Here is a 25,441-nt window from a genome sequence, read left to right as displayed (position 1 = left end):
CACAGCGCCCGATCGCCCGCGCCGACACCAGCCCATCGACATCCGACATGGGACTGAGCGCTGGCCTCGATCGCCAGCCTCCAATAATCAACACGCTCGGGCGCGGGCGCGCCCTGCCGAAACCGGCGCGGCGACGGTGGGCCAGTTCCGCGAGGCCCGTCGCGTTGACAGAAACGGCCGTGAACGGCGGGCGCTCAGGACAGCAGGTGGCGCACACGTTCGACGTCGTCGCGCATCTGCACGATCAACGGCTCGATGCCCGTGAAGGCGACCATGCCGCGAATCCGGTCCACGAACGACACGTCCACGACGTGGTCGTAGAGGTCGATCTCCCGGTCGAGCACATAGGCTTCGACCTGCTTCTGGGCCACACCGTCGAAGGTGGGGTTGTTGCCCACCGAGATCGCCGCCGGGTAGCGCACCCCGGCATCCGTCAGCCAGCCGGCGTAGACGCCGTCGGCCGGGATGAGCCCCTCGGACTCCGGTGACAGGTTCGCGGTCGGGAAGCCGAGTTCCCGCCCCCTGGCCGCGCCGTGCACGACCTCGCCGCGAACCGTCGGCACGTGACCGAGCAGACCGGTGGCGGCGAGCACGTCGCCGTGGGCGAGCAACTCCCGGATCCAGGTCGACGACACCCGGCGGATGCTGTCGGGCTTCACATCGTCGATGAGGCGCACGTCGAACCCGTCCGCGGCACCGAGACGCTGGAGCAGGTGCACGTCGCCGGCGGCGCGGGCGCCGAACCGGAAGTCCCGGCCGACGAGGACGTGCTTCGCGTGCAGGCCCTTGACCAGCACGGAGTCGATGAACTCCTCAGCCGGGAGGGCGGCGAGCGCCTCGTTGAACTCGAGCACGAGCACGGCGTCGACGCCGGTCTCGCCGAGGAGATTCAGTTTCTGCTCGGTGCTGATCAGGGCCTGCGGGCATTCAGGCGGCGCCAGCAGGGCGAGTGGATGCCGGTCGAAAGTGGCCACAACCGAGGCCAGCCCCTCGGCGTCGGCGAGGGCCTTCAACTCGGCGATGACGGCCCGGTGACCGGCGTGCACACCGTCGAACTTGCCGATGCTCACGGCGGAGGCCGGCCAGTCGGCCGGAATCCTGTTGAGCCCCCTGATGATCTTCATGCGCGGCCCGGAGCCCGACGGGCGAGCCACCACATGCCCAGCAGCGGAAGCACCAGGGGCACGAAGCCGTAGCCGCGCCCGAACACCGACCACACGGTCTTGTGCTGGAACAGCGCGGGTTCGACGAGGCTGAGCGTGCCGATCACGAGCACACCGAGCAGTTCGAAGCCGATCGTGACCCAGGCGACCCGGTACCAGCCGCGCCCGCTCCGGACGAGGGCGATCGTGGCGACGATGTAGACGACCGCGGCGAGGGCGGAGAGGGAGTACGACAGTGGAGCGTCCGCGAAACTCTCCGCGATCTGCACGAACGACCGGCCGGTGGCGGCGAGCGCCAGGAGACCGTACACGGCGATCAGCACCCGGCCGATGCCGGTCACCCGTCGGGTCGGGGCATCCACGGCGGTCTTCATGTCGGCTTCGTTCTGGGGTCCAGTCATGGCTTCGTAATTATCGCAGCATCCGATGGGCGCTTTCTCACAGGCCCTGCACCGTCCAGATCTGCAGCATCCGGTAGAGCATGACGGCGACGGCCAGGCAGGCTGCGCCGAGGATGACCGTGCTCCACCGGCTGCGCTCGATCAAGGCCCAGATCGCCGCGGCGACGGGCACCAGGAGCGCGCTGACCAGGTAGGTGTAGAACTCGAGCAGGCTCCCGCTGGCGGTGTTGCCCGTGAACGGGGCGACGATCGCCACGACGAGTTGCGCCAGGAGCAGCAGTTCGACGAGGGCGGCCGCTCCCATCGACAGGTCGGTGGGCTTACGGCCGAGCAGCCCGAGGCCGATGCAGAGCAGGCCGCCGCCGACGGCGATCGCGACCTGGACCCAGGCGAACCACTCGATCACGCGGCGCCATCCGTGCCGGGGAGGGCCGCAGCCGAGGCTGCGGGGGCCGATGCCTCGTCCGGCGGGAAGTTGACGATGGACTTGGCCTGTCCGCCGCGGAACTCGACCAGGCCGACCAGCCGCCCGTCGGGGGCGATGGCCGCGACCGGTCCGGCCTGGCTGGGGTCCGGGTCGGCGCCCACGTCGATGCGCTTGCCGTGGCCGAGGTCGATGGTCTGCTGCTCGGTGAGGTCGAGCCGGCCGAGGATGCGCGTTGCCGCCGCCGCCGGTCCGATCAGGGCCGTGGCCACGTCGAGTTCGGCCAGGGGGCCGGCCTCGTCGATCCGGAACGGGCCGATCCGGGTGCGGCGGAGGCTGGTGAGGTGGCCGCCGACGCCGAGATCGGCGCCGAGGTCGCGGGCGAGGGCACGGATGTAGGTGCCGGACGAGCATTCCACCCGCACGGTGAGGTCGAGGAAACCGTCGACGGGGGTCGCCTCGAACAGCTCGAACGCGCTCACGGTGACCGGGCGGGACGGGAGGTCGACGTCCTCACCGGCGCGCACGCGTGCGTAGGCACGGACTCCGTCGACCTTGATGGCGCTCACGGCGCTCGGCTGCTGGCTGATGTCGCCGGTGAGCGCCAGGATCCCGGCGGCGACGGCCTCGGTCGTGATCGCCGCGACGGCGGCGGCGGGGGCCCGGCCGAGCTCCTCGCCCTCGGCGTCGTCGGTCGTGGTGGCGGCGCCCAGCCTGATCGTGGCGAGGTATTCCTTGTCCAGGCCGACGACATAGGTGAGCAGCCGGGTCGAACTGTTGATGCCCAGGATGAGGAGGCCGGTGGCCATCGGGTCGAGCGTGCCGGCGTGGCCCACCTTGCGGGTGCCGGCGAGGCGGCGGGTGCGGGCGACGGCGTCGTGGCTGGTCCAGCCCTGCGGTTTGTCGATGAGCACCAGCCCGCTGGCGGAGCCGTTCATCCGCGGTGGCTTAGCCTGCGTTGGCCGAGCCCGCGGCCCGTTGCCTGGCTGCCCGGAATCGTCGCTCACCTAGTCATGGTAGCCGCCATTCCGGCGGCGCTCCGCCCACACGGCGCGACCTAGGCTGGGGCCATGAAGATCGCGGTAATCGGAACAGGCGCCCTCGGCGGCACCTTCGCCACTCTGCTGGCCCGGGCCGGTCATGACGTGACGGTGACGGCGCGCGGGGCCGGGCTGGCCGCCATCCGGGCAGACGGCATCCGTCTCACCGGCGGTTTCGGCGAGGCGCACGCCCGCCCGACGGCCCTGGAACGCCTCGTCGAAACGCCCGAGCTCACCCTGGTCTGCACCAAGGCGCAGGATGCGGCCGCCGCCATCGCAGGCAACGCGGCCGTTCTCGACGGCTCCCCCGTGATCGTCGTGCAGAACGGTCTCGACGGGGTGGCCACGGCGTCCCGGCTGCTGCCGCGCTCGGAATGCTTCGGCGCCCTGTCGATCATCGCCGCGAACTACACGTCGCCCGGCCGGGTGACCATCACCACCCCGGCGCCGACCTACCTCGGCCGCGGCTCCGGCCCCGCCGACGCCCAGGCCGCCCGGTGGCGGGACGTGCTGGCCGAGGCCGTGCCCACGAGGGTGATCGACAACTTCGTCGGGGCGCAGTGGACGAAGCTCGTCGTGAACATGCTCAATTCGCTGCCGGCCATCACCGGCCTCAGCGTGCAGGAGGTCGTCGACCATTCCGGCCTCCGCCGGGTGCTGACGGCCAGCATGCGCGAGACCGTGCGGGTGGGAATGAGGCGCGGGGTGCGGTTCGGGGCGCTGCAGGGACTCGGCGACGCCAGGCTGCGCCTGTTCTCCCGGCTGCCGCTGGCGCTGGGACAGGCGCTGCCCAGGATGATGCGGGCGCGGATGGGCGACGTGCCGAACCTGGGCTCCACCCTGCAGAGCCTGAGGCGCGGCCAGCGCACCGAGATCGACTTCCTGAACGGCGCCGTCGTGCGAGAGGCCGGGCTGGCCGGGCTGGCCTCGCCGGTGAACGTGCTGCTCACAGCCCTGGTGCATGAGGTCGAGACCTCGGGCAGCGCTCTCACGCCGGCCGAGGTCTGTGCGCGCTTCGCTACCCTCTCGTTGCGCTGACCGGCGTCTCGCGCTGACCGGCGTCTACGCACTGACCCGCGTCTCGCGCTGACCCGCGCCGAGCCCGGTGCGTCCGCATCAGCAGCTGTCGAAGAACCTGCGCTGCGGCCGGGCCGGGTCGGTGAGGTCGACGACGGCGGCGGCCCGGCTGCGCGGTCGCACCTCGGTGCGGTAGAGCCGGTCGGCCTGGGCCTGCTCGGCGGCGCGATCTTCCGAACCGTGCACCTTGCCGGCGTCATCGACCGGGACGACGCTGAGGGTGTCGACGGCCTCGTCCGCCGTTTCGACGAGCACGCTGTACTGCCAGAGGTCGCGCAGCTCCGACCGGTTCAGGTAGTCGCCGTCGATGACCAGGGTGGCGTCCGGCGGCCCGGTCAGCCAGGTCGGTTCGATCCAGGTGTCCCGGTCCGGGTCGAACGCCCGGGTCACGAACCCGGTGCTTCCGCCCATCCGGAACGGGTCGAGGAGCACCCGGCGCAGCAGCGAGAAGTCGTAGAGGTGCCGGAAGAGCCGTTCCGGGGACTCGGGGCCGAAGCGTTCCTGCTCGACCCGTGAGCGCCGGAAGTTGGCCAGCGACGCACGGAATGCCGGGTGCTCGCGCTCGATCAGCACGGCGGCCAGGTCATCGGCGAACGCCGTGCGGGCCGCGTCGTCCGTGCCGTCCACGGCCACGACGGTGCGTCCCCGCCCGTAGAGGCCGAGGATCTCTGAGGCAAGGTCGCGGAGGAATTCGGTGCGGGGTGTGGAGACAAGCTTCATGGATCGACCCTAGGTTAGAAAGCGTGAAGGTCACAGCCCAGGCGAGACGCATCGTCCCCGCGATCACGGCCTGGTTCAGGGCCAACGGCCGGGACCTCCCATGGCGACGCGACGGCTTCACGGCCTGGGGCACCCTGGTCAGCGAGTTCATGCTGCAGCAAACCCCGGTCAGCCGGGTCATCCCCCGGCTGGAGGACTGGCTCGAACGCTGGCCGACACCGGCCGATCTCGCCGCCGTGCCGCCCGGCGAGGCCGTGCGCGCCTGGGCGAGCCTCGGCTACCCGCGGCGCGCCCTCTGGCTGCACGCCGCGGCGGTGGAGATCACCCGGCGCCACGACGGCGTCGTACCCGAGGACGTCGACGCCCTGCTGGCACTCACCGGGGTCGGCGACTACACCGCGCGTGCCGTTGCCGCCTTCGCCTACGGCCACCGGCATCCGGTCGTCGACACCAACACCCGCCGGGTGATCGCCCGTGCGGTCGCCGGCCAGGCCGAGCCCGCACCGCCCTCCCGCACCCGCGACCTCGACGCGATGAGCGCGCTGCTGCCGGCGGACCGCGCCGAGGCCGCCGCGTTCAACGCCGCGATCATGGAACTCGGCGCCGTGGTCTGCACGGCCAGGAATCCCCGGTGCGACGCCTGCCCGATCCGGGAGGACTGCGCGTGGGTGGGCGCCGGATCCCCCGCCTACGACGGGCCGCGCAAGGCCGTGCAGAAGAAGTTCGCGGGCAGCGACCGCCAGGTGCGCGGCCTGGTGATGGCCGAGCTCCGGGCCACCCACCGACCCGTGACCGACGCCGAGATCGATGGACTGTGGCCGGATGCGCCCCAGCGCCGGCGCGCACTGGCCGGCCTGCTCTCCGACGGACTCGCGGTGCGGCACGGCGACGACGGCTACACCCTGCCGCACCAGTGACGGCCCGGCCGGAATCCGCGCGCGCATCGACCGCGCCGGCGTGCGGCGAATTCGCCGGGAAGACCGTACGATCGTAGCGATGACTGCTTCGATCCCGACTCCGTATGAAGACCTCCTCCGCGACACGCTCGCCAACGGGACGGCCAAGGCCGACCGCACCGGCACGGGCACCAGGAGCGTCTTCGGCCGCCAGCTGCGCTTCGACCTGGCCGCCGGTTTCCCTCTGGTCACGACGAAGCGGGTTCACTTCCCGTCGATCGCCTACGAGCTGCTCTGGTTCCTTCGCGGCGACGGCAACGTGAACTGGCTCCGCGACCACGGCGTGACCATCTGGAACGAGTGGGCCGACGCGAACGGCGACCTCGGACCGGTCTACGGCGTGCAGTGGCGATCCTGGCCGACGGCATCCGGGGAGAGCATCGACCAGCTCGCCCAGGTCATCGACACGCTCCGCACCGACCCCGACTCCCGCCGGATGATCGTCTCGGCCTGGAACGTCGCGGACATCCCGAGAATGGCCCTGGCACCCTGCCACGCCCTGTTCCAGTTCTACGTCGCCGACGGCAAGCTCTCCTGCCAGTTGTACCAGCGCAGCGCCGACCTGTTCCTCGGCGTGCCATTCAACATCGCCAGCTACGCGCTGCTCACCCAGCTCGTCGCGGCCCAGGCCGGGCTGGAGCTTGGAGAGTTCGTCTGGACCGGCGGCGACTGCCACATCTACGACAACCACGTCGCCCAGGTCACCGAGCAGCTGACCCGCAGTGCCTTCCCCGCGCCGACCCTGCGCATCCAGACCCCGCGGGACAGCCTGTTCGATTACACCTTCGAGGACTTGGTCCTGGAGAACTACCAGCATCACCCGGCGATCAAGGGCCAGGTCGCGGTATGACCCTCGGGCTGATCTGGGCCGAGAGCAGCAACGGAGTCATCGGGTTCGACGGCGCGATGCCGTGGCACCTCCCCGAGGATCTCGCCCATTTCAAGGCGCTGACCAACGGAGGCGCCGTGCTGATGGGCCGGCGCACCTGGGATTCGCTTCCGCCCCGGTTCCGCCCCTTGCCCGGCCGCGCCAACATCGTGATCACCCGCCAGCCGGGATGGGCGGCGGAAGGCGCACTGGTGGCGCACTCCGTGGATGACGCCCTGGCGCTCGTGACCGGTGCCGACGCGTGGGTGATCGGCGGCCGGGAGATCTTCGCGCTCACGATCGGCGCAGCAGACGTACTCGAGGTCACCGAGATCAACGCCGACTACACCGGCGACACGGATGCGCCGGCCCTCCCGGCGGGCTGGCGGCGGGCCGCCGTCGACCCTGGGCAGGGCTGGCACACCTCGCGAACCGGCATCGAGTACCGGTTCGTGCGCTACCTGGCCGAGTAGGCCGGTTCGCCGCCGGTTCGCCGCTAGTTCGCCGGGTCCTCGGTGTGCGCGTGGGCGGCCGGAGCCTCGTCGTCGTCCTCGTCTTCGGCGTCGTCATCCTCGTCGTATTCGCGGGGCTTGACGTACGGGTCCTCGTCGCCGGCGTACTTGGCCGTGCGGGCGAGTTCGCCGACCTCGGTGTCGCGCTCGCGCGCCTCCCGGAGCAGGTCGTCGATCAACGCGGCGTTCTCGGGGATGGCGTCGGCGATGAATTCGAGGGAGGGGGTGAGCCTGGCCGTGATGTTCTTGCCGACCTCGCTGCGCAGCATCCCGGTCGCCGCCTTGAGGGCTGCGGCGCTGTCGGCGCGCTCCTCGGCGTTGCCGTAGACGGTGTAGAACACCGAGGCGTGCTGCAGGTCCCCGGTCACCTTCACATCCGTGATCGTCACGAAACCGAGCCGCGGGTCACGCAGTCCGCGTTCGAGCCGTTTGGCCACGATGACCTTGATGCGGTCGGCCATCTTCCTGGCGCGTGCCGGATCTGCCATGGTAACTACTCCTATTGTCGAAAAACTTCTGCCGCTCTTAGCTCTCCCCAACCATCGGACTGACGGTTCGGTATCTGCGGTACGCTGTCGCAGCTCGATCCCCCCAAAAAAGGGAATCGGGGTAGGGGTCCCCGCTCTCTTCCCTTTTTAGGGGGGATCGAGCGGAGACCCACCAGCGAAGGACTAGACCCGCGGCTTTTCCTTCATTTCGATCGTCTCGATCTCGTCACCGATCTGGATGTCGTTGAACTTGCCCAGGCCGATACCACACTCGAAGTCCGTGCGGACCTCGGTGACGTCGTCCTTGAACCGGCGCAGCGACTCGATGCCCAGGTTGTCTCCCACGACGATGCCGTTGCGGATGACCCGCGCCTTGGCGTTCCTCGTGATGACACCCGAGCGAACGATGACACCGGCGACGTTCCCGAACTTGGAGGAGCTGAACACCTCGCGGATCTCGGCGACACCACTCTGCACCTCTTCGAACTCGGGCTTGAGCATTCCCTTGAGGGAGTTCTCGATGTCCTCGAGTGCGTTGTAGATGACGGAGTAGAAGCGCACGTCCACACCTTCACGGGCGGCGCGTTCGCGTGCCTTCGTGTCGGGGCGAACGTTGAAGCCGATGATGATGGCGTTGTCGACGGTGGCGAGGTTGACGTCGCTCTCCGTGACCGCACCGACACCGCGGTGGATGATGCGCAGCTGAACCGAATCGTCGACCTCGATCTTGAGGAGCGACTCTTCCAGGGCTTCAACAGCACCGGACACGTCACCCTTGATGATGAGGTTGAGCGACTCGACCTTGCCCTCTTCGAGTGCACGGGTGAAGTCCTCGAGGCTGATCCGCTTGCGGGCCTTGGCCAGCAGGGCGTTGCGCTCGGCGGCTTCGCGCTTCTCGGCGATCTGACGGGCGGTGCGGTCCTCCTCGATCACGAGGAAGGTGTCACCGGCGCGCGGAACGCTGGAGAGGCCCTGAACCTGGACGGCCCTGGACGGGGTCGCGGCGAGCACGGGGACGCCGTTCTCGTCGGCCATCGCACGAACCCGGCCGTAGGCCGTTCCCGCCACGATGGAGTCTCCGACGTGCAGGGTTCCCGACTGGATGAGCACGGTTGCCACGGCACCGCGGCCCTTGTCGAGGCGAGCCTCGATGGCCACGCCGCGAGCGTCCTTGTCGGGGTTGGCGCGCAGGTCGAGGCCGGCGTCTGCGGTGAGCAGAACGGCGTTCAGGATTTCCTGGATGCCGATGCCCTGCTTGGCCGACACGTCGACGAACATGACGTCTCCGCCGTATTCCTCGGCGACGAGTCCGAATTCGGTGAGCTGCTGGCGCACCTTCTGCGGGTTGGCGCCTGGCTTGTCGATCTTGTTCACTGCGACCACGATCGGCACGTTGGCGGCCTGGGCGTGGTTGAGCGCCTCAATCGTCTGCGGCATGATGCCGTCGTCCGCCGCGACCACGAGGATCGCGATGTCGGTGACCTGCGCACCACGGGCACGCATGGCGGTGAACGCCTCGTGGCCAGGTGTGTCGATGAAGGTGATGGCGCGTTCGATGCCCTCGTGCTCGGTGACGACCTGGTACGCACCGATGTGCTGGGTGATTCCGCCGGCTTCGCCCGCGGCCACCTTCGCGTTGCGGATGGCGTCGAGGAGCGCGGTCTTACCGTGGTCGACGTGACCCATGACCGTGACGACGGGAGGCCGAGCGAAGAGTTCTTCGTCGGTCTCGTCTTCGAGCTCCTGGTCGATGTCGATGTCAAAGGCAAGCAGAAGCTCACGGTCCTCGTCATCGGGCGAGACCATCTGAATCTTGTAGCCGAGCTCGCTGCCGAGCACGTCGAAGGTCGCCTCGTCGAGGGACTCCGTCGCCGTCGCCATTTCACCGAGGTGGAACAGCACGGTCACCAGGTTTCCGGGGCTCGCGTCGATCTTGTCGGCGAAGTCCGTGATCGACGCGCCGCGGCGCAGACGCACCACGGTTCCGCCGTCGCCACGGGGAACGCTCACGCCACCCAGCGACGGGGCCTCGCGCAGCTCGAACTCTGCCCTCTTCGTCCGCTTGGACTTGCGAGCCTTGTTCTTGCCGCCACCGCGACCGAACGCACCAGCGGTTCCGCCGCCGGGGCCGCGGCCACGGCCACCTGCACCGCCACCACCTGCCGGACGGGGCGGGCCGAAACCGGGGGCACCGGCCGGCGCGCCACCGGGGCGCTGGAAGCCGGGACGTGCGCCGCCGGCGCCGCCCGGTGCTCCGCCGGGACGCTGGAAGGCGCCCGGACGCTGGCCGAAGCCGGTCGGACGCGCCGCCTGGCCGGGTCCACCCGGACGGGGCGCACCGGGGCGCGGCGCCGCCGGGCGCGGGATGTTGCTCGGGGACGTGGTCGAGGCCGGGCGCTGGCCCATGCCCTGTGCGCTGGCGAACGGGTTGTTGCCGGGGCGCGGGCTCGGGGTCTTGCCCATGCCCTGGTTGCTGGCGAAGGGGTTGTTGCCGGGGCGCGCGGACGGCGGCTTCGGAACGGAGACGCCGGGCTTGGCTGCGACCGGGGTCGCGCCGTCCGTGCCGGGTGCCTGGGCATCCGTCACGGGCGCAGCCTCAGCAGCGGCTGCTGCTGCCTTGTCGGCCGCTGCAGCCTTCTCGGCGGCGGCGGCCTTCTCTGCGGCCTGGGCCTGGCGCTCGGCGACCGTCAGCGGAGCGGACGGCATCGGCGGTGCGTCAGCGGCGGGAACCTCGACGGCGACCTCCGCGACCGGGCGCGCGCCCGGCTTGACGGCGAGCTTGGCCGGCGACGGACGTGCGCCGCCCGGCTTCGCGGGTGAAGCGGCGACCGGCGCAGTGCCGGCGGGAGCCGCTGAAGTGGTGGATGCCGCGGTGCCGGTCACACCGTCGGCCTGAAGCGCGGCGCGCAAACGGCGCGCGACGGGGGGTTCAACGCTACTGGACGGTCCTTTGACGAACTCGCCCATCTCTTTCAGTTTCGCAAGGGCTACCTTGCTGTCGACACCGAGCTCAGTTGCGATCTCGTGTACGCGTGGTTTCGCAGCCACAATTCTCCTGTTCCGGGCCTGCACCCGGAAAGGGGCAGACCGTTAGTAACGGACGGGTCTCATTTCGAGCCGCTCATTAGTTATCCATTAGCCAGTTCAGCCTGTTCTCTAGTTGTTTCGCGCCCAAAGACCTGGTCACGCGAAGGGCACGCCCGAAAGCGTGTCGCCGCAGTGCGTCCTGGAAGCACGCGGCGGTGGGATGCAACCACGCACCTCGCCCCGGCAGAGTGGCGGTTTCATCCACCACGAGTTCCGATTCCCGGGCTACAACCCTCAGAAGTGAGGATCGAGGGGCGCGCGAACGGCATCCAATGCACGTTCTAACGGGTTCCATCGTACCCCCTATTCGGTGTCCTCCAGAATGCTGTCCGGCTGGATGTCGATTTTCGCACCCGTGAGCTTGGCCGCGAGGCGGGCATTCTGGCCTTCCTTGCCGATCGCCAGCGAAAGCTGGTAGTCGGGAACGAGGGCGCGGACGGCCTTGATGGACTCGTCGATGACGTAGGCACTGGTGACCTTGGCGGGAGACAGCGCGCTCGCGACGAAGGTGGCCAGGTCGGGCGAGTAGTCGACGATGTCGATCTTCTCGTTGTTGAGCTCGGCGGTGACGGCGCGCACGCGCTGGCCGAGTTCGCCGATGCAGGCACCCTTGGCGTTGACGCCGGGCTCGGTGGCGCGGACCGCCATCTTGGTGCGGTGGCCGGCCTCACGGGCGAGCGACACGATCTCGACGACTCCGCTGGCGATCTCGGGAACCTCGAGCGCGAACAGGCGACGCACCAGCGACGGATGCGTGCGCGAGACCGTGATCTGCGGGCCCTTGAGTCCCTTGCCGACCGCCGTCACGTAGACGCGGATGCGGGAGCCGTGTACGTAGCTCTCGCCGGGCACCTGCTCCTCGGGCGGCAGGATCGCTTCGATCGTGCCCAGGTCGACGTGGATCATGCGCGGGTTGGGTCCCTGCTGGATGATCCCGGCGACGATCTCGCCCTCACGACCCTTGAACTCGCCGAGCACTGCGTCGTCGGCCAGGTCCCGCAGACGCTGGTTGATGACCTGCTTGGCGGCGTAGGCCGCAATCCGGCCGAAGTCGGTGGGGTTGTCGACGGCTTCGCCGATGACGTTGCCCTCTTCGTCGTGTTCGGGCACAAAAATGTCGACGTGTCCGGACTTGCGGTCGAGTACGACACGCGCTTCCGGCACTTCCTCGACGGCCTTGGAAGCTTCACCCTGGTGGGTGTGCTTCTGATAGGCCGTGAGAATTGCTTGCTCAATAATCTGCACGAGCTCCTCGAAGGGAATCTCTTTCTCGCGCTCCATTTGCCGCAACACGCTGAGGTCGATGTCCATGGCCGGCCTCCTCTGTTCAGATCTTGCCGCCGCGAAACTGCGCAGCGGGCTCCCCTCTACGGTACCCGACTCCACGGCCTCGCGGCACACGGTGTGGAAGCGGGCGCACGGTGGAACATGCGCCCGCTTCCCGGAACTGAGCCGCGAACCTAGCCGAAGCTGGCGGCGACATCCGCGACGGCGACCTGGGTGCGCTCGCCCGTGCGACGGTCCCAGAGTTCGACGATGCCGTCCGCGGCCCCGCGGCCGACGATGACGATGCTCGGCACGCCGATCAGTTCGGCGTCGCCGAATTTGACGCCGGGCGACACCTTGCGGCGGTCGTCGTAGAGCACCTCACGGCCGGTGGCCTCGATCGCCGCGACCACGGCCTCCGAGGTGTCGAAGACGACCTCGTCCCGCCCGGTGGCGATCACATGCACGTCGAACGGCGCCACGGTTTCGGGCCAGATCAGGCCCTTCGCGTCGTTGTTGAGCTCGGCGATGATCGCGAGGATGCGGGTGACGCCGATGCCGTAAGACCCCATCGTGACGGTGACGAGCTTGCCGTTCTCGTCGAGCACCTTGAGTCCGAGCGCCTCCGCGTACTTGCGGCCGAGCTGGAACACGTGGCCGATCTCCATCCCGCGGGTGAGCTCGACCGGGCCGGAGCCGTCCGGTGCCGGGTCGCCGGCCCGGACATCGGCGGCCTCGACCGTGCCGTCGACCTGGAAGTCGCGGCCGGCGACCAGCCCGAAGACGTGGCGGCCCTGTTCGTTGGCGCCGGTGATCCACTCGGTACCGTCGACCACGCGGGGGTCGACCAGGTAGCGGATGCCGGTGACCGACTTTTCGCCGAGCACCGCGCCGCTCTTCGACCACGGGCCGATGTAGCCCTTGACGAGTCCGGGGTGCCTGGCCAGGTCGGCTTCGTTGGCGGCCTCGGCCTCGGCCGGGGCGAACGCGACCTCGACCCGCTTGAGGTCGACCTCGCGGTCGCCGGGCAGGCCGATGATGACCAGCTTGCGGGAGCCGTCGGGGTGGGTGAGCGCGAGCACGACGTTCTTGAGCGTGTCGGCCGCGGTCCACTCCCGGCCGTCCGGGCGGGGGTGGGCGTCGTTGGCCCGGTCGACGAGGGTCTGGATCGTCGGAGTGTCGGGGGTGTCGTGCACCTCGGCGGCCGGGATCGGCGCCCAGTCGATGGCGGGAGGGGCCAGCGTGGTGAACGCCTCGACGTTGGCTGCGTAGCCGCCGGCCGAGCGCACGAAGGTGTCTTCGCCGACGGCGGTGGGGTGCAGGAACTCCTCGCTGCGGGATCCGCCCATCGCGCCGGCATCCGCCTTGACGATGACGTACTCGAGGCCGAGCCGGGTGAAGATGCGCTCGTAGGCGTCGCGCTGGGCCTGGTAGCTCACGTCGAGGCCGGCATCCGTGTAGTCGAAGGAGTAGGCGTCCTTCATGGTGAACTCGCGGCCGCGGAGGAGTCCGGCCCTCGGCCGGGCCTCGTCGCGGTACTTGTCCTGGATCTGGTAGATCGACAGGGGCAGGTCCTTGTAGCTGTTGTAGAGGTCCTTCACGAGCAGGGTGAAGACCTCCTCGTGGGTGGGGGCGAGGAGCAGGTCGCTGCCCTTGCGATCCTGGAGGCGGAACAGGCCGTCGCCGTATTCGTCCCAGCGCCCGGTGACCTCGTAGGGCTCGCGTGGCAGGAGGGCAGGGAAATGCACCTCGAAGGCGCCGGCCGCGGCCATCTCCTCGCGCACGATCGTCTCGATCTTGTTCTTCACCCGCAGGCCGAGCGGCAGCCAGGCGAAGATGCCCGGGGCCTGGCGGCGGATGTAGCCGGCCCGCACGAGCAGGCGGTGGCTGGTGACCTCGGCGTCCGAGGGGTCTTCGCGGAGGGTTCGGAGGAAGTAGTTGGACATACGAATAGGCACCCCCCTACTTTACGGCGGCTCAGTTACGGAGAAAGCACCCTCGTCGCGCGAGGGTGCCTTCTCCGCAACTCAACGCGCGGGAAGGGTGCGTCGGGGCGGGAGGGGGCTACTTCGAGACGGTGACTACCGGGGCGCCGAGGGAATCCTCGCCCGCAGGCATCTCCGCGGCCAGGCGGTTGGCCTCTTCGATCAGGGTGGCGACGATCTCGTCCTCCGGCACGGTCTTGATGACCTCGCCGCGCACGAAGATCTGCCCCTTGCCGTTGCCGGATGCCACGCCCAGGTCGGCCTCGCGGGCCTCGCCCGGTCCGTTGACGACGCAGCCCATCACGGCAACGCGCAACGGCACGGTCATGCCCTCGAGCCCGGCGGTGACGTCGTTGGCGAGCTTGTAGACATCCACCTGGGCCCGGCCGCAGCTCGGGCAGGAGACGATCTCGAGCTTGCGCTCGCGCAGATTGAGCGACTGCAGGATCTGCAGGCCGACCTTGACTTCCTCGGCCGGGGGCGCGCTGAGCGAGACCCGGATGGTGTCGCCGATGCCCTCGCCGAGCAGGATGCCGAACGCCGTCGCGCTCTTGATGGTGCCCTGGAACGACGGGCCGGCCTCGGTGACGCCGAGGTGCAGGGGCCAGTCGCCGCGCTCGGCGAGCAGCCGGTAGGCCTTGACCATGATCACCGGGTCGTTGTGCTTGACCGAGATCTTGAAGTCGTGGAAGTCGTGCTCCTCGAACAGGCTCGCCTCCCAGACCGCGCTCTCGACGAGCGCCTCGGGGGTGGCCTTGCCGTACTTCTGCATCAGGCTCGGCTCGAGGGATCCGGCGTTGACGCCGATCCGGATCGAGACGCCGGCGGCCTTCGCGGCGGCGGCGATCTTGCCGACCTGGTCGTCGAACTTGCGGATGTTGCCCGGGTTGACCCGCACGGCGGCACAGCCGGCGTCGATCGCGGCGAAGACGTAGCTGGGCTGGAAGTGGATGTCCGCGATGACGGGGATCTGGCTCTTCTTCGCGATGATCGAGAGCACTTCGGCGTCGTCACGGGTCGGCACGGCGACGCGCACGATGTCGCAGCCGGATGCCGTGAGTTCGGCGATCTGCTGGAGCGTCGCGTTGATGTTCGTCGTGGGCGTCGTCGTCATCGACTGGACGCTGACTTGAGCGTCACCGCCGACGAGGACCTTGCCGACCTTGATCTGGCGACTCTTACGTCGCGGAGCGAGAACCTCGGGTACTTTGGGCATTCCCAAATTGATAGCAGCCACGGCCATATCCTAAGTCAGGCAACTGGGAGATGATCCGATTCGGCGGCAGGGACACGCCTCGGCCGTGACCTGGCGCCCGGGCGGCACGGCTACGCTCGGTGGACGACGCATGCCACGGTCCCACGAGGACGGCGCGCGAACACGGTTACACGAAGACGAAGGAGTCATCATGAGCTCGATCGAAGTGGTCATCCTGGCCGGGTCCCGCACTCCGCAGGGGCGGGTGAACGGCCAGTTGGCCGGCCTGAGCGCCGTGCAACTGGGCAGCGCCGCCATCACAGGCGCACTCGACCGTGCCGGGGTGTCCCCCGGCCAGGTCGACTCGGTGCTGATGGGGCAGGTGCTGCAGGCCGGCTGCGGCCAGAATCCGGCCAGGCAGAGTGCGATCGCGGCCGGCATCCCGTGGAACGTGCCCGCGATGACGCTCAACAAGGTCTGCCTCTCCGGCCTGGCCGCCGTCGTCGACGCGGCCAGGCTCATCCGTCTGGGCGAGGTCGACGTGGTCATCGCCGGCGGCCAGGAGTCCATGTCCCAGGCCCCGCACCTGCTCCCCGGGTCCCGCCAGGGCTGGCCGTACGGCAGCGTCACCGCGCTGGACCACGCGGCGCACGACGGGCTGACGGATGCCTTCGACGGGCTCTCGATGGGACTCTCCACCGAGCAGGTGAACGGCAGGCTCGGGATCGACCGGCCCGAGCAGGACGCCATCGCGGCCGCCTCGCACCAGCGCGCGGCAGCAGCCGCCCGCGGCGGCCTCTTCGACGACGAGATCACGCCGCTGAGCGTGCCGCAGCGCCGCGGGGACCCACTCCTGGTCACGGCCGACGAGGGCGTGCGCGGCGACAGCACCACCGAGACGCTCGGCCGGCTGCGCCCGGCGTTCACGGCGGACGGCACCATCACCGCCGGGAACTCCTCGCCGCTCAGCGACGGCGCGAGCGCGCTGGTGCTCTGCAGCCGGACCTGGGCGGAGGAACGGGGGCTGGACTGGCTCGCCGTGGTGAAGGCATCCGGCCATGTCGCCGGACCGGACAACTCGCTGCACTCCCAGCCGGCGAACGCGATCAAGCACGCGCTCGACCGGGAGGGCTGGGCCGCCGGTGAACTCGACCTGGTCGAGATCAACGAGGCGTTCGCGGCGGTCTCGCTCGAATCGACCAGGGAACTCGGGCTCTCGCCCGAGCTGGTCAACATCCACGGCGGCGCCATCGCGATCGGCCATCCGATCGGCGCCTCGGGTTCGAGGCTGGCGCTGCACGCGGCGCTCGAACTCGCCCGTCGCGGCAGCGGGAAGGCGGCCGTGGCGCTCTGCGGCGGCGGCGGCCAGGGCGAGGCTCTGCTGCTCTCGCGCTGACCTGCCGGCGCCCGGTTCGCAGCGCTATTGCGGCGGCGCGGCCGCGTCGTCGGCGCGGTTGGCCCGGAGCACCTCGAGCCTGGCCCGGTACTCGACCTCGTCGATGTCCCCCTGGGCGAACCGCTCGGCGAGGGTCTTCTCCGCGCTGCGGGTGTCCCCGCCGGCCTGCCAGTGCGACGGGCCGCCGGGGAAGCCCGGCCCGCCCGGGTATCCGGGGCCGGCCATTCCGCGCCGCCAGCGGCGGCCGAGCAGTGCGAAGAGGAGTGCGAAGAGCCCGAGGCCGAACAGCGGGATCAGGACCAGCAACCAGATCAGCCCGCCGCCCCAGCCGTGGCCGGGCCCGGGGCCCGGGTAGGCGGCGAGCCCGGTGAGTACCGCAGTCGAAAGCATGATGTGTCCATTCTGTGGAGAGGCCCGGTGCGCTGTTGCCCGGCGGAAGGTCCGCCCTGACCGGTATTCCTAGTCTCGCGAGCCGCCCCAGCCGCCGAATCCGCCCCGCGGCGACACTTCGGGTACTCCCCCGGGTGCAGTGCGCCCGCCCTACCAGCCTCCGACGAGGCCTTCCTCGTAGGCGATGATGACCAGCTGCACCCGGTCGCGAGCGCCGAGCTTGCTCATGATCCGCGACACGTGGGTCTTCGCGGTCAGCGGGCTGAGGAACAGCCGCACCGCAATCTCCGTGTTGGTCATTCCGCGGCCGACCAGGCCGAGAACCTCGCGCTCCCGTGCTGTCAGCGGCTCGAGCGAGGTGTGACCCTGCGGGGCCCGGAGCCCGGACTCCAGCCGTTCGAGCAGGCGCCGGGTGACGCCGGGCGAGAGCAGCGCGTCCCCGGCCGCGGCGACCCGCACCGCCCGGATCAGTTCGGTCGGTTCGGTGTCTTTGACCAGGAAGCCGCTGGCCCCGGCCCGGATCGCCTGGGCGACGTAGTCGTCGAGCTCGAAGGTCGTCACGATCACGATGCGGGTGCCGGCGAGCGCCGCATCCGCTGCGATCCGCTCGGTCGCCCACAGGCCGTCACCGCCGGGCATCCGGATGTCCATCAGCACCACGTCCGGCCGGTGCCGGGTGACCTGGTCAACGGCCTCCGCCCCCGTCGCAGCCTCCGCGACCACGTCGAAGTCGGGTTCCGACTCCAACAGGGCGCGAAACCCGGCCCGGATCAGCTGCTGGTCGTCGGCGATGACGACGCGGATCATCGGGGCCTCCGCAGCGGAAGGCGAGCCTCGACCAGGAACCCGCCGGCCGGCATCCGCTCGACCCGCAGGCTGCCGCCGAGCAGTTCGGCCCGCTCCCGCATCCCCAGCAGGCCGCCGCCGGGCATGATCGAGGCATCACCCGGGCGCGTCGTGCCGTCGTCGGTCACGGTCAGCCGTACCTCTGCGCCGTCGACGGCCAGGTGCACGGATGCCGCGCGAGCCCCCGAATGCCGCAACACGTTCGTGAGCGCCTCCTGGCAAATCCGGTACAGGGCGAGCTGGGTGGCGGCCGGCGCTGAGGTCCCCTCCGGGCCGAGCTCGTTCACCAGCTCGACCCGCAGGCCCTGGGCGCTGAACGACTCGACCAGGGCAGGCAGCCCCGCCAGGTCCGGCTGGGGCGTGCGGGGGGCGTCATCGTCTGCGCCGGATGCGCCGGATGCGCCGGATGCACCGGATACGCCCGATACGCCCGACGGGTCGACGTCGGAGCGCAGGATCCCGAGCACCGTGCGCACCTCGTCGAGGGCGTTCTTGCTCGTGGCCTTAATGCTGGCCAGGGCCTCAGCGGCCTTGCCCGGCTGGCTGTCGATCAGGTGCAGCCCGACGCCGGCCTGCACGTTGATCTGGGACAGCGAATGGGCGAGCACGTCGTGCAGTTCCCGGGCGATCCGCACCCGCTCGCGCTGCTCGGCGGACTGCCGCCGCGCATCCGCCCGGCGACGCAGGTCGTGGATCTGCTCCCGCCGGGTGCGGATCGCCTCGCCGAAACCCATCAGCAGGGCCAGGCCCAGGGTGGTGAGTGCGATCCGGCCCGGCTGCAACGGGATGCCGTAGAGCCCGGCGAGGCCGATAGTGGCCACCCAGACGGCGGCGACCGAGGCATACACCCAGACCCGGGCGCCGCGCACGATGCCGAGCACGATCGCGAAACCGACCGCGACGTAGGGCAGCCCGATGTCGGGCCGCAGCAGCACGAGCGCGCCCGCGGCCGCGGCGGCGACGGTCACGACGGGGCCAGGGTAACGGCGGGCGCCGATCAGGGCGAGCGGACCGATGAGGGCGAGCACCACGGCGAGGTACCAGCCGGGCCGGAGCCCGCCGTGCACGAGTTCCCGGCCGAACACCCGGCCGATCTCCCGGCCGGCGTCTGGGCCGAACTCACGGCCGGAACGGGCGAGGACCGCGACCGCGGGGACCTGCACGAGGAAGGACACGACCACCGGGATCCACAACCGGGCCGCAGCCGGGATCCGGGCGCCGTAGCCTCCGCCGGGGCGGCCGCGGTCGTGGTCGTACCACGGAGCGTCCGAATCCCAGTGCGGTGGCATGTTCTGATGCTACGACCCGGGCGGGGACGCGGCATCCGCCCGGGGGCCGTCTCCGGCTACTCCCCCGGGAGTAGGCGCGGGAAGCCGGGTCAGCCGAACAAGCTGATCGGCTTGACGATGTCGGCGTAGATCAGCAGCAGGCTCATCCCGCCGAGCACGATCACGACGGCGAAGGTGAGCGGCATCAGGCTGGCGGTGTCGACGGGGCCCGGGTCGGGGCGCTTGAACAGCCGGGCGATCCAGCGTCGCAGGCCTTCCCAGAGCGCCCCGGCGACGTGACCGCCGTCGAGCGGCATCAGCGGGATCAGGTTGAACACGAACAGGGCGATGTTGAGCGAGGCGAGCAGCCCGAGCATGCTGGCGATCTTGCTGTTCACCGGGATGCTGTCGATGCTCGCGATCTCGCCGGCGACGCGGCCGACGCCGACCACGCTGATCGGGCCGTTGGGGTCGCGCTCGCCGGGGCCGAAGGCGGCGTTCGCGATGTCGACCATCCGCTGCGGCAGGTTGGCGATCATGTGCACCACGGCGCCGATGTTGTCGCCGACGGCCGGGAGGACCGCCGTGGCCGGCTGTTGCACGAGTTCGCCTGCCGGGCCGATGCCGACGAAGCCGACCTCCTGGGTGAGCGCCTTGCCGGACTGGTCCTTCTCGACCTTGCCCGCGGCATCCATCACATACCGCTCGGTGAGCTTGGGCGTGATCGTGAGGGTCTGCTTCGCGCCGTCGCGCTCGACGACGACGGTGAGCGGGATGCCGGGCGAGTTACGGATCAGGTCGGTGGACTGGGCCCAGCTGTCGATGGCCGTGCCGTTGATGCTGATGAGCCGGTCACCGGGCTTCAGACCGGCCGCGGCGCCGGGAGCCTTCTCGTCGGACGCCTCGCAGGACTGCCGGGCGCTGGTGGCCGGCAGCACGCAGGCTGAGACGCTGCCGACGGTGGTGCTCGCCTGCGCGGTGCCGAAACCCATCAGCAGCACGGCGAACAGCACGAGCGCGATGAGCAGGTTCATGGTCGGCCCGCCGAGCATGATGATGATGCGCTTCCAGACCGGGAGCCGGTAGAACGCGCGGTGGTCCTCACCCTCACCGATGGTGTCGGCGCTGGACTGGCGCGCGTCGTCGACCAGGGTGGCCAGGGCGTTCGGTTTCTTCTCCGGTGCGCCCTCCTGAACGAGCTGGTTGAAGAAGCCGGTGCTGGAGACCTGGACCTTGCCACCCTTCTTCGCCGGCGGGAACATCCCGATCATCGAGATGTAACCGCCCAGGGGGATGGCCTTGACGCCGTATTCGGTCTCGCCCTTGCGGCGAGACCACAGTGTCGGACCGAATCCGATCATGTACTGGGTGACCTTCACCCCGAACGCTTTGGCCGGCAGAAGGTGGCCGATTTCGTGCAGGCCGATGGACAGGGCGAGCCCGATGACGACGATGACGACGCCCAGGAGATACAGCAGCACGGTTTCCACAGTCGTAGATTACCCACTTCAAGCTGCGAAGGCGCTGGCCGTTCCCGGCCCAGGGTGTGGTTTGCTTAACCGTTGGACCTACTAGGAGGACCCCTCTGTCTGAGCCTCGCATTCCCAGCCCGATCGGCGTTCGACTCGCCGACCGGTTCCGCATCGACCGTTTGATCGGAACGGGCGGCATGGCAGTCGTCTACGAGGCGACGGATGTCGTGCTCGGGCGGACCGTGGCGGTCAAGCTTTTCCGCATGGACACCGCCGACGACGCCGGCCCTGAGCGCCAGAGCGGCGAGGTCGCCGTGCTGGCGAGCCTGAACCACTTCGCCCTGGTCACCCTGTTCGACGCCGGAACCGCCGTCATCGAGGGCGTCCCCCGCACCTTCATCGTGATGGAGTTCGTCAACGGGCGCGACCTTCGCAGCCGGATCAACGACGGCCCGGTGCTGCCGGCGGAGGTCGCCGAGATCGGCGCCGACCTGGGCGAGGCCCTGCATTACGTGCACTCTCAGGGAATCATCCACCGCGACATCAAACCGGCCAACGTGCTGCTCGCGCCGTCCGGTTTCCCCGGCCGGGGCATGCACGCCAAACTCGCCGACTTCGGCATCGCCCGGCTGTTCGACGCCACCCACCTCACGAAAACGGGGGCGCTGCTCGGCACCGCCGGCTACCTCAGCCCCGAGCAGGCGTTGGGCGAACCGATCGGACCGCCCAGCGACGTCTACTCGCTCGGCCTCGTCCTGCTCGAGTGTCTGACCGGCGAGCGGGCCTTCCCCGGCCCGGCGATCGAATCCGCGATGGCCAGACTGGCGCGTGACCCCGTCATCCCCGAATTCCTCGGCAGCGGCTGGGCCGAAGTGCTCGGCGGCATGACCAACCGGGTCGTCGAGGAGCGGTTCACCGCCGAGCAGGCCGCCGTGCGCCTGCGGGCACTCGTGGCCGAGCCCGGACCGGCCGCGGACGCGGCGCACTCAGTGCTCGACGACGCCGACGGGACCGCACTCCTCGAACCCACGGCAGCAACCGTGCTGCTGGAGAAGACCGCGGCCCTCGACAAGACCGCCCTTCTGGAGAAGACCGCCCTTCTCGAACAGACCGCCGGGCTGGAGAAGACCGCCCTTCTCGAACAGACCGCCGGGCTGGAGAAGACGGCCCTGCTGCCGACACCGTCCTCCGCGACCTCTGACGCCTCCGCGGAGGATTCCAGGGCCGTGCGGGCGGACGCGCCGACCGAGTTCCTTCCCGCCCGCGGACGAACCGGCCTGACCCGCCCCTCCCCCGCTGCCTCGCCGTCGACCTCGACTTCGAGCCGGAGACCTACCCGCCGCACGATGGGGGTCGTCGCCGTCGCCGTGGTGCTGGTCGCCCTGGCCGCGATCCTGTTCGCCCCCCGTCTCGCCGCCCCGGCGGCCACGCCCGCGAGCTACCCGGCCGTCGACGGCACCCTCGGCACCCACCTCCGGCAACTCCAGGAAAGCCTCAGACCATGACCATCCGCTCCCGCCTCTCCGCCGGCGTTGTCGCCGCGCTCCTCGTCGCCGCCACCCTGACCGCCTGCTCCAGTGCATCGCCGGACCTGGCGACCCCGACGGCCGACAAACTGCAGTCCGGCGTGCTCGCTGTCAGCACCGCCGCGGCAGCCGGCGACTTCTCCGGAGCGCAGTCCGCCCTCACCGCCGTGCAGGCCGACCTGCTGACCGCCGCCGCGGCCGGGCAGGTTTCGGCCGCGCGGTCCGCCGAGATCCAGTCCGCGATCAACCTCGTGACCGGCGACCTCACTGACGCGATCGAGGCCAGCCGTCCCACCCCGACGCCCACTCCGACCGAGGACTCACCGTCGGTTGACAAGGACGGCAACAAGGACAACGGTAAGTGCAAGAAGAACGACGATTGCGGCGACTGACCGCGTGGAGGATGCCATGACCGCCCAACTCGTCGTCGGTGCCGGTCTGATCGGGCGTCCTCTGGCCGAGCGCCTCGCCGCGCGCGGCGACCGGGTCACCATTGGCACCCGGTCCGGCTCCGCGGCCGCGGGGGCCACGGCGATCGTACTGAACGCCGGCGACCGGGAGGCGTTCACCCGTGCCGCCGCCGGTGCTGCGACGATCTTCCTCTGCACGAATCCGCCGTACACCGACTGGGCCACCCAGTGGCCGCCGATGATCGACGCGGCGATCCACGCGGCATCCGCCACCGGCGCGGCCCTGGTCGTGATGGGGAACCTGTATCCCTACGGCTCGCCGACCGGCCCGATGACCGAGCACTCACCGGAGACGACCACGGAGGCCAAAGGCCTCGTGCGGAAGGAGGGCTGGCGGAAGGTGCGCGAGGCCCACGGACGCGGCGAGCTGCGCGGCGTCGAGGTGCGCGCGAGTGACTATTTCGGTCCGGGAGCCACCGGCACGGCCCACCTGGGCGAAACCTTCTTCACCTCGATCCTCGCGTCGAAGACCGCCCGCGTCGTCGGCAGGCCCGGCCTCCCGCACAGCTGGAGCTACCTGCCCGATATCGTCAGCACACTGATCGCCGCCGCCGACCACGACGGGGAGTGGGGCCGGCTGTGGCACGTTCCCAGCGCCGCCGCCAGCCGGATCGAGATCGCGGACCAGGTCAACCGGCGGTTCGGAACGCACGGCAAGGTGGCCGCGTATCCGCAGTGGCTGCTTCGTTCCCTCGGCATGGTGAACCCGATGATGCACGAGATCTGGGCGTCGAGCTACCAGTTCACGGTGCCGTACCTGATCGACTCCACCGAGACCCAGCGCGAGCTCGGGGTGTCGGCCACTGTCTGGGCGGATGCCCTCGCCACCAGCGCGGAGAGCTACCGCCGCTGAGGTCCTCCCACTCTCCCGCCGGCGGGGCGGGTCAGCGGGCGAGGAGCTTGTCCGCCGCAGCGCGGGCCCAGTCCTCGGCGGCGGAGAGCGACTCACGGGTGAGCGGGCCGTCCTGCTCGTGCGCCTCGACGACCCGCTGGATGGTGTCGACAATGGCCAGGAAGCCGATGGCGCCGGCGTGGAATGCCGCGACGGCCTGCTCGTTCGCCGCGTTGAAGACGGCCGGGTAGGTTCCGCCGGCCCGGCCGACGTGCTTGGCCAGGTTGACAGCGGGGAACGCCGAATCGTCGAGGGGTTCGAAGGTCCAGTTCTGCGGGACGGTCCAGTCGATCGGGGCCCCGACCGCGGCCACCCGGTTCGGCCAGTCCAGGCCGAGCGAGATCGGCAGGCGCATGTCGGGCGGGGATGCCTGGGCGATCGTCGACCCGTCGATGAACTCGACCATCGAGTGCACGACCGACTGCGGGTGCACGACCACGTCGATGCGTTCGTAGTCCACGTCGAAGAGCAGGTGCGCCTCGATCACCTCGAGGCCCTTGTTCACGAGCGTGGCAGAGTTCGTGGTCACCACCGGCCCCATGTTCCAGGTCGGGTGGGCGAGCGCCTGCGCGGGCGTGACATCCGCCAGCTGGCCGCGGCGACGGCCGCGGAACGGCCCGCCGGATGCCGTCAGCACCAGGCGCCGCACCTCGCCGGCGGTGCCGGAGCGCAGCGCCTGCGCGATGGCCGAGTGCTCGGAGTCGACCGGCACGATCTGGCCGGGTGCCGCCAGCGACTTCACCAGGTCACCGCCGACGATGAGCGACTCCTTGTTGGCCAGGGCGAGGGTGCGGCCGGCGGACAGCGCCGCGAGGGTGGGGCCGAGGCCCACCGAACCGGTGATGCCGTTGAGCACGACGTCGGCGTCGACATCCCGCACCAGCTGTTCGGCCTCGTCGGCGCCGAGGGCGGTCGCGTCGACCTCGAACTCCGCGGCCTGGCGCTCGAGCAGCGCCCGGTTGCTGCCCGCGGAGAGCCCGACCACCTCGAACCTGGTCGGGTTCGCCTTGATGACATCGAGGGCCTGGGTTCCGATCGAGCCGGTGGACCCGAGAATTACTACTCGTCTTCGCACCCTCCCATGCTAGGTGCACGGTCGGGGATCGGCCGGACTTCCCGCTCACCGTCCACTCGATTCGCGGGCGTTGCGGGTGCGTCCTTTCGGCGTGCGGCGCCGCTGGCGGTAGTGTCGACGGGTGACCGGTGCCAAAGTCGAACCCCAGGACGAACCCCTCGCCGACCCGTCGGAGGCGACGCCGGAGCCCACGAAACGCCCCGGCTTCGTCTATTTCCTCGGCTACGGCATCATGGCGCCGATCGCCCGCCTGGTCTTCCGGCCGACCATCACCGGTCGCGAGAACATCCCGCGCCAGGGGCGGGTCATCCTCGCCAGCAATCATCTCTCCTTCATCGACAGCATCGTGATCCCGCTGTCCGCGCCGCGCCGGGTGCAGTTCCTGGCCAAGTCCACCTACTTCACCGGCACCGGGATCACGGGTTTCGTCTCCCGCACCTTCTTCACCTCGATCGGCGCGGTCGGGGTCGAACGCGGCGCCGGGCAGGCCGCTCAGGACGCCCTCGACGCCGGGCGGAACATCCTGGAGTCCGACAGCGCCTTCGCCATCTACCCTGAGGGCACCCGCTCGCTTGACGGCCGGCTCTACAAGGGCCGCACCGGCGTCGCCTGGCTCGCGCTTACCACCGGGGCGGTCGTCGTACCGGTCGGGCTGGTCGGCACCCAGGAGATCCAGCCCGTCGGGGCGAAGTTCCCGCGCATCCGCAAGGTCACCGTCACCTTCGGCACACCGATCGACCTGAGCCGTCACGGCTCGGCGGAATCCGGCAAGGCCAGGCGCGGCGCCACCGACGAGATCATGGCCGCGATCCACGCGTTGTCCGGGCAGGAGCTGGCCGGGAAGTACAACGAATCGCCGCCTTCAGGAACCCTGCAGAAACTGGCCGATCGCGTGTTCCCGCGCGAACGCGTCTAGCTCGTCCA

General features: G+C 70.1%; 25 protein-coding genes. 9 read left to right on the top strand and 16 right to left on the bottom strand.

The annotated features are described in order from the left end of the window. Positions 1 to 194: 194 nt before the first annotated feature. The 4 genes from E3O32_RS01470 to truB are packed head-to-tail and all read right to left on the bottom strand — an operon-like array spanning position 195 to position 2,926. Complete coding sequence (locus E3O32_RS01470; RefSeq protein WP_134506295.1) at positions 195 to 1,124, bottom strand: bifunctional riboflavin kinase/FAD synthetase; 930 nt, start codon at positions 1,122 to 1,124, stop codon at positions 195 to 197. Next, complete coding sequence (locus tag E3O32_RS01465; protein WP_134506293.1) at positions 1,121 to 1,564, bottom strand: hypothetical protein; 444 nt, start codon at positions 1,562 to 1,564, stop codon at positions 1,121 to 1,123. Before E3O32_RS01465 ends, E3O32_RS01470 begins: the two co-directional genes overlap by 4 nt. A 37-nt stretch (positions 1,565 to 1,601) precedes the next feature. After that, positions 1,602 to 1,970, bottom strand: a complete 369-nt coding sequence (locus E3O32_RS01460) for a hypothetical protein (RefSeq protein ID WP_134506291.1) — start codon at positions 1,968 to 1,970, stop codon at positions 1,602 to 1,604. Next, positions 1,967 to 2,926 (bottom strand): tRNA pseudouridine(55) synthase TruB, encoded by a 960-nt coding sequence (truB, locus tag E3O32_RS01455; RefSeq protein ID WP_134506289.1) that lies wholly within the window; start codon positions 2,924 to 2,926, stop codon positions 1,967 to 1,969. Before truB ends, E3O32_RS01460 begins: the two co-directional genes overlap by 4 nt. A 132-nt stretch (positions 2,927 to 3,058) precedes the next feature. Between truB and E3O32_RS01450 the strand changes: the two genes are divergently transcribed. Continuing rightward, on the top strand, positions 3,059 to 4,066 hold the full coding sequence (locus tag E3O32_RS01450; RefSeq protein ID WP_134506287.1) for a ketopantoate reductase family protein: 1,008 nt from the start codon (positions 3,059 to 3,061) through the stop codon (positions 4,064 to 4,066). A gap of 78 nt (positions 4,067 to 4,144) precedes the next feature. On the opposite strand, the gene E3O32_RS17135 is transcribed toward E3O32_RS01450, so the two are convergent. Further along, positions 4,145 to 4,825 carry a nucleoside/nucleotide kinase family protein gene (locus E3O32_RS17135; protein ID WP_241974447.1) on the bottom strand — a complete coding sequence of 227 codons (681 nt, stop codon included), beginning with the start codon at positions 4,823 to 4,825 and terminating at the stop codon, positions 4,145 to 4,147. 23 nt (positions 4,826 to 4,848) lie between these two features. Between E3O32_RS17135 and E3O32_RS01440 the strand changes: the two genes are divergently transcribed. The 3 genes from E3O32_RS01440 to E3O32_RS01430 all read left to right on the top strand — a co-directional run bounded on the left by E3O32_RS01440 (position 4,849) and on the right by E3O32_RS01430 (position 7,122). Next, entirely contained in the window at positions 4,849 to 5,742 is an 894-nt protein-coding gene (locus E3O32_RS01440; RefSeq protein WP_241974446.1) for an HhH-GPD family protein, read from the top strand. Positions 5,743 to 5,821: 79 nt separating this feature from the next. Then, on the top strand, positions 5,822 to 6,631 hold the full coding sequence (locus E3O32_RS01435; protein ID WP_134506281.1) for a thymidylate synthase: 810 nt from the start codon (positions 5,822 to 5,824) through the stop codon (positions 6,629 to 6,631). Further along, on the top strand, positions 6,628 to 7,122 hold the full coding sequence (locus E3O32_RS01430; protein ID WP_134506279.1) for a dihydrofolate reductase: 495 nt from the start codon (positions 6,628 to 6,630) through the stop codon (positions 7,120 to 7,122). The genes E3O32_RS01435 and E3O32_RS01430 overlap by 4 nt, the downstream gene beginning before the upstream one ends. A 23-nt stretch (positions 7,123 to 7,145) precedes the next feature. Here the strand turns inward: E3O32_RS01430 and rbfA are convergent, their stop codons facing one another. From rbfA to ispG, 6 genes are all read right to left on the bottom strand, one after another. Further along, positions 7,146 to 7,649, bottom strand: a complete 504-nt coding sequence (rbfA, locus tag E3O32_RS01425) for a 30S ribosome-binding factor RbfA (protein ID WP_134506277.1) — start codon at positions 7,647 to 7,649, stop codon at positions 7,146 to 7,148. A 183-nt stretch (positions 7,650 to 7,832) separates the two neighbouring features. Then, positions 7,833 to 10,697, bottom strand: coding sequence for a translation initiation factor IF-2 (gene infB, locus E3O32_RS01420; RefSeq protein ID WP_134506275.1), 2,865 nt, complete (start codon positions 10,695 to 10,697; stop codon positions 7,833 to 7,835). Between the two features lie 76 nt (positions 10,698 to 10,773). Further along, positions 10,774 to 11,031 carry a YlxR family protein gene (locus E3O32_RS01415; protein ID WP_134506273.1) on the bottom strand — a complete coding sequence of 86 codons (258 nt, stop codon included), beginning with the start codon at positions 11,029 to 11,031 and terminating at the stop codon, positions 10,774 to 10,776. 8 nt (positions 11,032 to 11,039) lie between these two features. Further along, complete coding sequence (nusA, locus tag E3O32_RS01410; protein WP_134506271.1) at positions 11,040 to 12,047, bottom strand: transcription termination factor NusA; 1,008 nt, start codon at positions 12,045 to 12,047, stop codon at positions 11,040 to 11,042. A gap of 149 nt (positions 12,048 to 12,196) precedes the next feature. Beyond that, on the bottom strand, positions 12,197 to 13,948 hold the full coding sequence (locus tag E3O32_RS01405; RefSeq protein ID WP_134506305.1) for a proline--tRNA ligase: 1,752 nt from the start codon (positions 13,946 to 13,948) through the stop codon (positions 12,197 to 12,199). 118 nt (positions 13,949 to 14,066) lie between these two features. Beyond that, positions 14,067 to 15,224: a flavodoxin-dependent (E)-4-hydroxy-3-methylbut-2-enyl-diphosphate synthase gene (ispG, locus tag E3O32_RS01400; RefSeq protein WP_174774791.1), complete on the bottom strand. Its 1,158-nt coding sequence runs from the start codon at positions 15,222 to 15,224 to the stop codon at positions 14,067 to 14,069. A 169-nt stretch (positions 15,225 to 15,393) separates the two neighbouring features. Between ispG and E3O32_RS01395 the strand changes: the two genes are divergently transcribed. Then, positions 15,394 to 16,578: an acetyl-CoA C-acetyltransferase gene (locus tag E3O32_RS01395; protein WP_134506267.1), complete on the top strand. Its 1,185-nt coding sequence runs from the start codon at positions 15,394 to 15,396 to the stop codon at positions 16,576 to 16,578. Positions 16,579 to 16,602: 24 nt separating this feature from the next. Here the strand turns inward: E3O32_RS01395 and E3O32_RS01390 are convergent, their stop codons facing one another. The 4 genes from E3O32_RS01390 to E3O32_RS01375 form a co-directional block, all read right to left on the bottom strand. Next, positions 16,603 to 16,968, bottom strand: coding sequence for an SHOCT domain-containing protein (locus E3O32_RS01390; RefSeq protein WP_134506265.1), 366 nt, complete (start codon positions 16,966 to 16,968; stop codon positions 16,603 to 16,605). A 150-nt stretch (positions 16,969 to 17,118) separates the two neighbouring features. Beyond that, the gene (locus tag E3O32_RS01385; protein ID WP_134506263.1) at positions 17,119 to 17,775 is read right to left on the bottom strand and encodes a response regulator; all 657 of its coding nucleotides are present in this window, start codon (positions 17,773 to 17,775) and stop codon (positions 17,119 to 17,121) included. Next, positions 17,772 to 19,103, bottom strand: a complete 1,332-nt coding sequence (locus E3O32_RS01380) for a sensor histidine kinase (RefSeq protein ID WP_134506262.1) — start codon at positions 19,101 to 19,103, stop codon at positions 17,772 to 17,774. Before E3O32_RS01380 ends, E3O32_RS01385 begins: the two co-directional genes overlap by 4 nt. Before the next feature lie 89 nt (positions 19,104 to 19,192). Beyond that, on the bottom strand, positions 19,193 to 20,572 hold the full coding sequence (locus tag E3O32_RS01375; RefSeq protein ID WP_166790743.1) for a M50 family metallopeptidase: 1,380 nt from the start codon (positions 20,570 to 20,572) through the stop codon (positions 19,193 to 19,195). A 56-nt stretch (positions 20,573 to 20,628) separates the two neighbouring features. Between E3O32_RS01375 and E3O32_RS01370 the strand changes: the two genes are divergently transcribed. From E3O32_RS01370 to E3O32_RS01360, 3 genes are read left to right on the top strand one after another with little or no spacing between them, the layout of a single operon-like run. Next, complete coding sequence (locus E3O32_RS01370) at positions 20,629 to 22,059, top strand: serine/threonine-protein kinase (protein ID WP_255455467.1); 1,431 nt, start codon at positions 20,629 to 20,631, stop codon at positions 22,057 to 22,059. Beyond that, a complete protein-coding gene (locus tag E3O32_RS01365) occupies positions 22,056 to 22,472 on the top strand; it encodes an outer membrane protein assembly factor BamD (RefSeq protein ID WP_134506258.1) in 417 nt (138 codons plus the stop codon). Before E3O32_RS01370 ends, E3O32_RS01365 begins: the two co-directional genes overlap by 4 nt. 16 nt (positions 22,473 to 22,488) lie before the next feature. Further along, positions 22,489 to 23,403, top strand: coding sequence for an NAD-dependent epimerase/dehydratase family protein (locus tag E3O32_RS01360; RefSeq protein WP_134506256.1), 915 nt, complete (start codon positions 22,489 to 22,491; stop codon positions 23,401 to 23,403). 31 nt (positions 23,404 to 23,434) lie between these two features. On the opposite strand, the gene dxr is transcribed toward E3O32_RS01360, so the two are convergent. Then, complete coding sequence (gene dxr / locus E3O32_RS01355; protein ID WP_134506254.1) at positions 23,435 to 24,517, bottom strand: 1-deoxy-D-xylulose-5-phosphate reductoisomerase; 1,083 nt, start codon at positions 24,515 to 24,517, stop codon at positions 23,435 to 23,437. Between the two features lie 121 nt (positions 24,518 to 24,638). Here dxr and E3O32_RS01350 point away from each other — a divergent pair, with 121 nt between their 5' ends. Continuing rightward, a complete protein-coding gene (locus E3O32_RS01350; RefSeq protein WP_420898085.1) occupies positions 24,639 to 25,433 on the top strand; it encodes a lysophospholipid acyltransferase family protein in 795 nt (264 codons plus the stop codon). Positions 25,434 to 25,441 lie beyond the last annotated feature (8 nt).

The organism is Cryobacterium mannosilyticum (genome assembly GCF_004402705.1).
GTDB classification, from domain to species: Bacteria; Actinomycetota; Actinomycetes; order Actinomycetales; family Microbacteriaceae; genus Cryobacterium; species Cryobacterium mannosilyticum.
The sequence above is the reverse complement of the archived record's forward strand: the minus strand, read 5'-3'. Positions and strand labels throughout refer to the sequence as shown.

Bases quoted from the DNA above. Each gene is read 5' to 3' on its own strand.
- E3O32_RS01470 (WP_134506295.1), bottom strand. From the start codon at position 1,124: ATGAAGATCATCAGGGGGCTCAACAGGATTCCGGCCGACTGGCCGGCC.
- E3O32_RS01465 (WP_134506293.1), bottom strand. From the start codon at position 1,564: ATGACTGGACCCCAGAACGAAGCCGACATGAAGACCGCCGTGGATGCC.
- truB (WP_134506289.1), bottom strand. From the start codon at position 2,926: ATGAACGGCTCCGCCAGCGGGCTGGTGCTCATCGACAAACCGCAGGGC.
- E3O32_RS01450 (WP_134506287.1), top strand. From the start codon at position 3,059: ATGAAGATCGCGGTAATCGGAACAGGCGCCCTCGGCGGCACCTTCGCC.
- E3O32_RS17135 (WP_241974447.1), bottom strand. From the start codon at position 4,825: ATGAAGCTTGTCTCCACACCCCGCACCGAATTCCTCCGCGACCTTGCC.
- E3O32_RS01435 (WP_134506281.1), top strand. From the start codon at position 5,822: ATGACTGCTTCGATCCCGACTCCGTATGAAGACCTCCTCCGCGACACG.
- E3O32_RS01430 (WP_134506279.1), top strand. From the start codon at position 6,628: ATGACCCTCGGGCTGATCTGGGCCGAGAGCAGCAACGGAGTCATCGGG.
- rbfA (WP_134506277.1), bottom strand. From the start codon at position 7,649: ATGGCAGATCCGGCACGCGCCAGGAAGATGGCCGACCGCATCAAGGTC.
- E3O32_RS01415 (WP_134506273.1), bottom strand. From the start codon at position 11,031: ATGGAACCCGTTAGAACGTGCATTGGATGCCGTTCGCGCGCCCCTCGA.
- nusA (WP_134506271.1), bottom strand. From the start codon at position 12,047: ATGGACATCGACCTCAGCGTGTTGCGGCAAATGGAGCGCGAGAAAGAG.
- E3O32_RS01405 (WP_134506305.1), bottom strand. From the start codon at position 13,948: ATGTCCAACTACTTCCTCCGAACCCTCCGCGAAGACCCCTCGGACGCC.
- E3O32_RS01395 (WP_134506267.1), top strand. From the start codon at position 15,394: ATGAGCTCGATCGAAGTGGTCATCCTGGCCGGGTCCCGCACTCCGCAG.
- E3O32_RS01390 (WP_134506265.1), bottom strand. From the start codon at position 16,968: ATGCTTTCGACTGCGGTACTCACCGGGCTCGCCGCCTACCCGGGCCCC.
- E3O32_RS01385 (WP_134506263.1), bottom strand. From the start codon at position 17,775: ATGATCCGCGTCGTCATCGCCGACGACCAGCAGCTGATCCGGGCCGGG.
- E3O32_RS01380 (WP_134506262.1), bottom strand. From the start codon at position 19,103: ATGCCACCGCACTGGGATTCGGACGCTCCGTGGTACGACCACGACCGC.
- E3O32_RS01365 (WP_134506258.1), top strand. From the start codon at position 22,056: ATGACCATCCGCTCCCGCCTCTCCGCCGGCGTTGTCGCCGCGCTCCTC.
- E3O32_RS01360 (WP_134506256.1), top strand. From the start codon at position 22,489: ATGACCGCCCAACTCGTCGTCGGTGCCGGTCTGATCGGGCGTCCTCTG.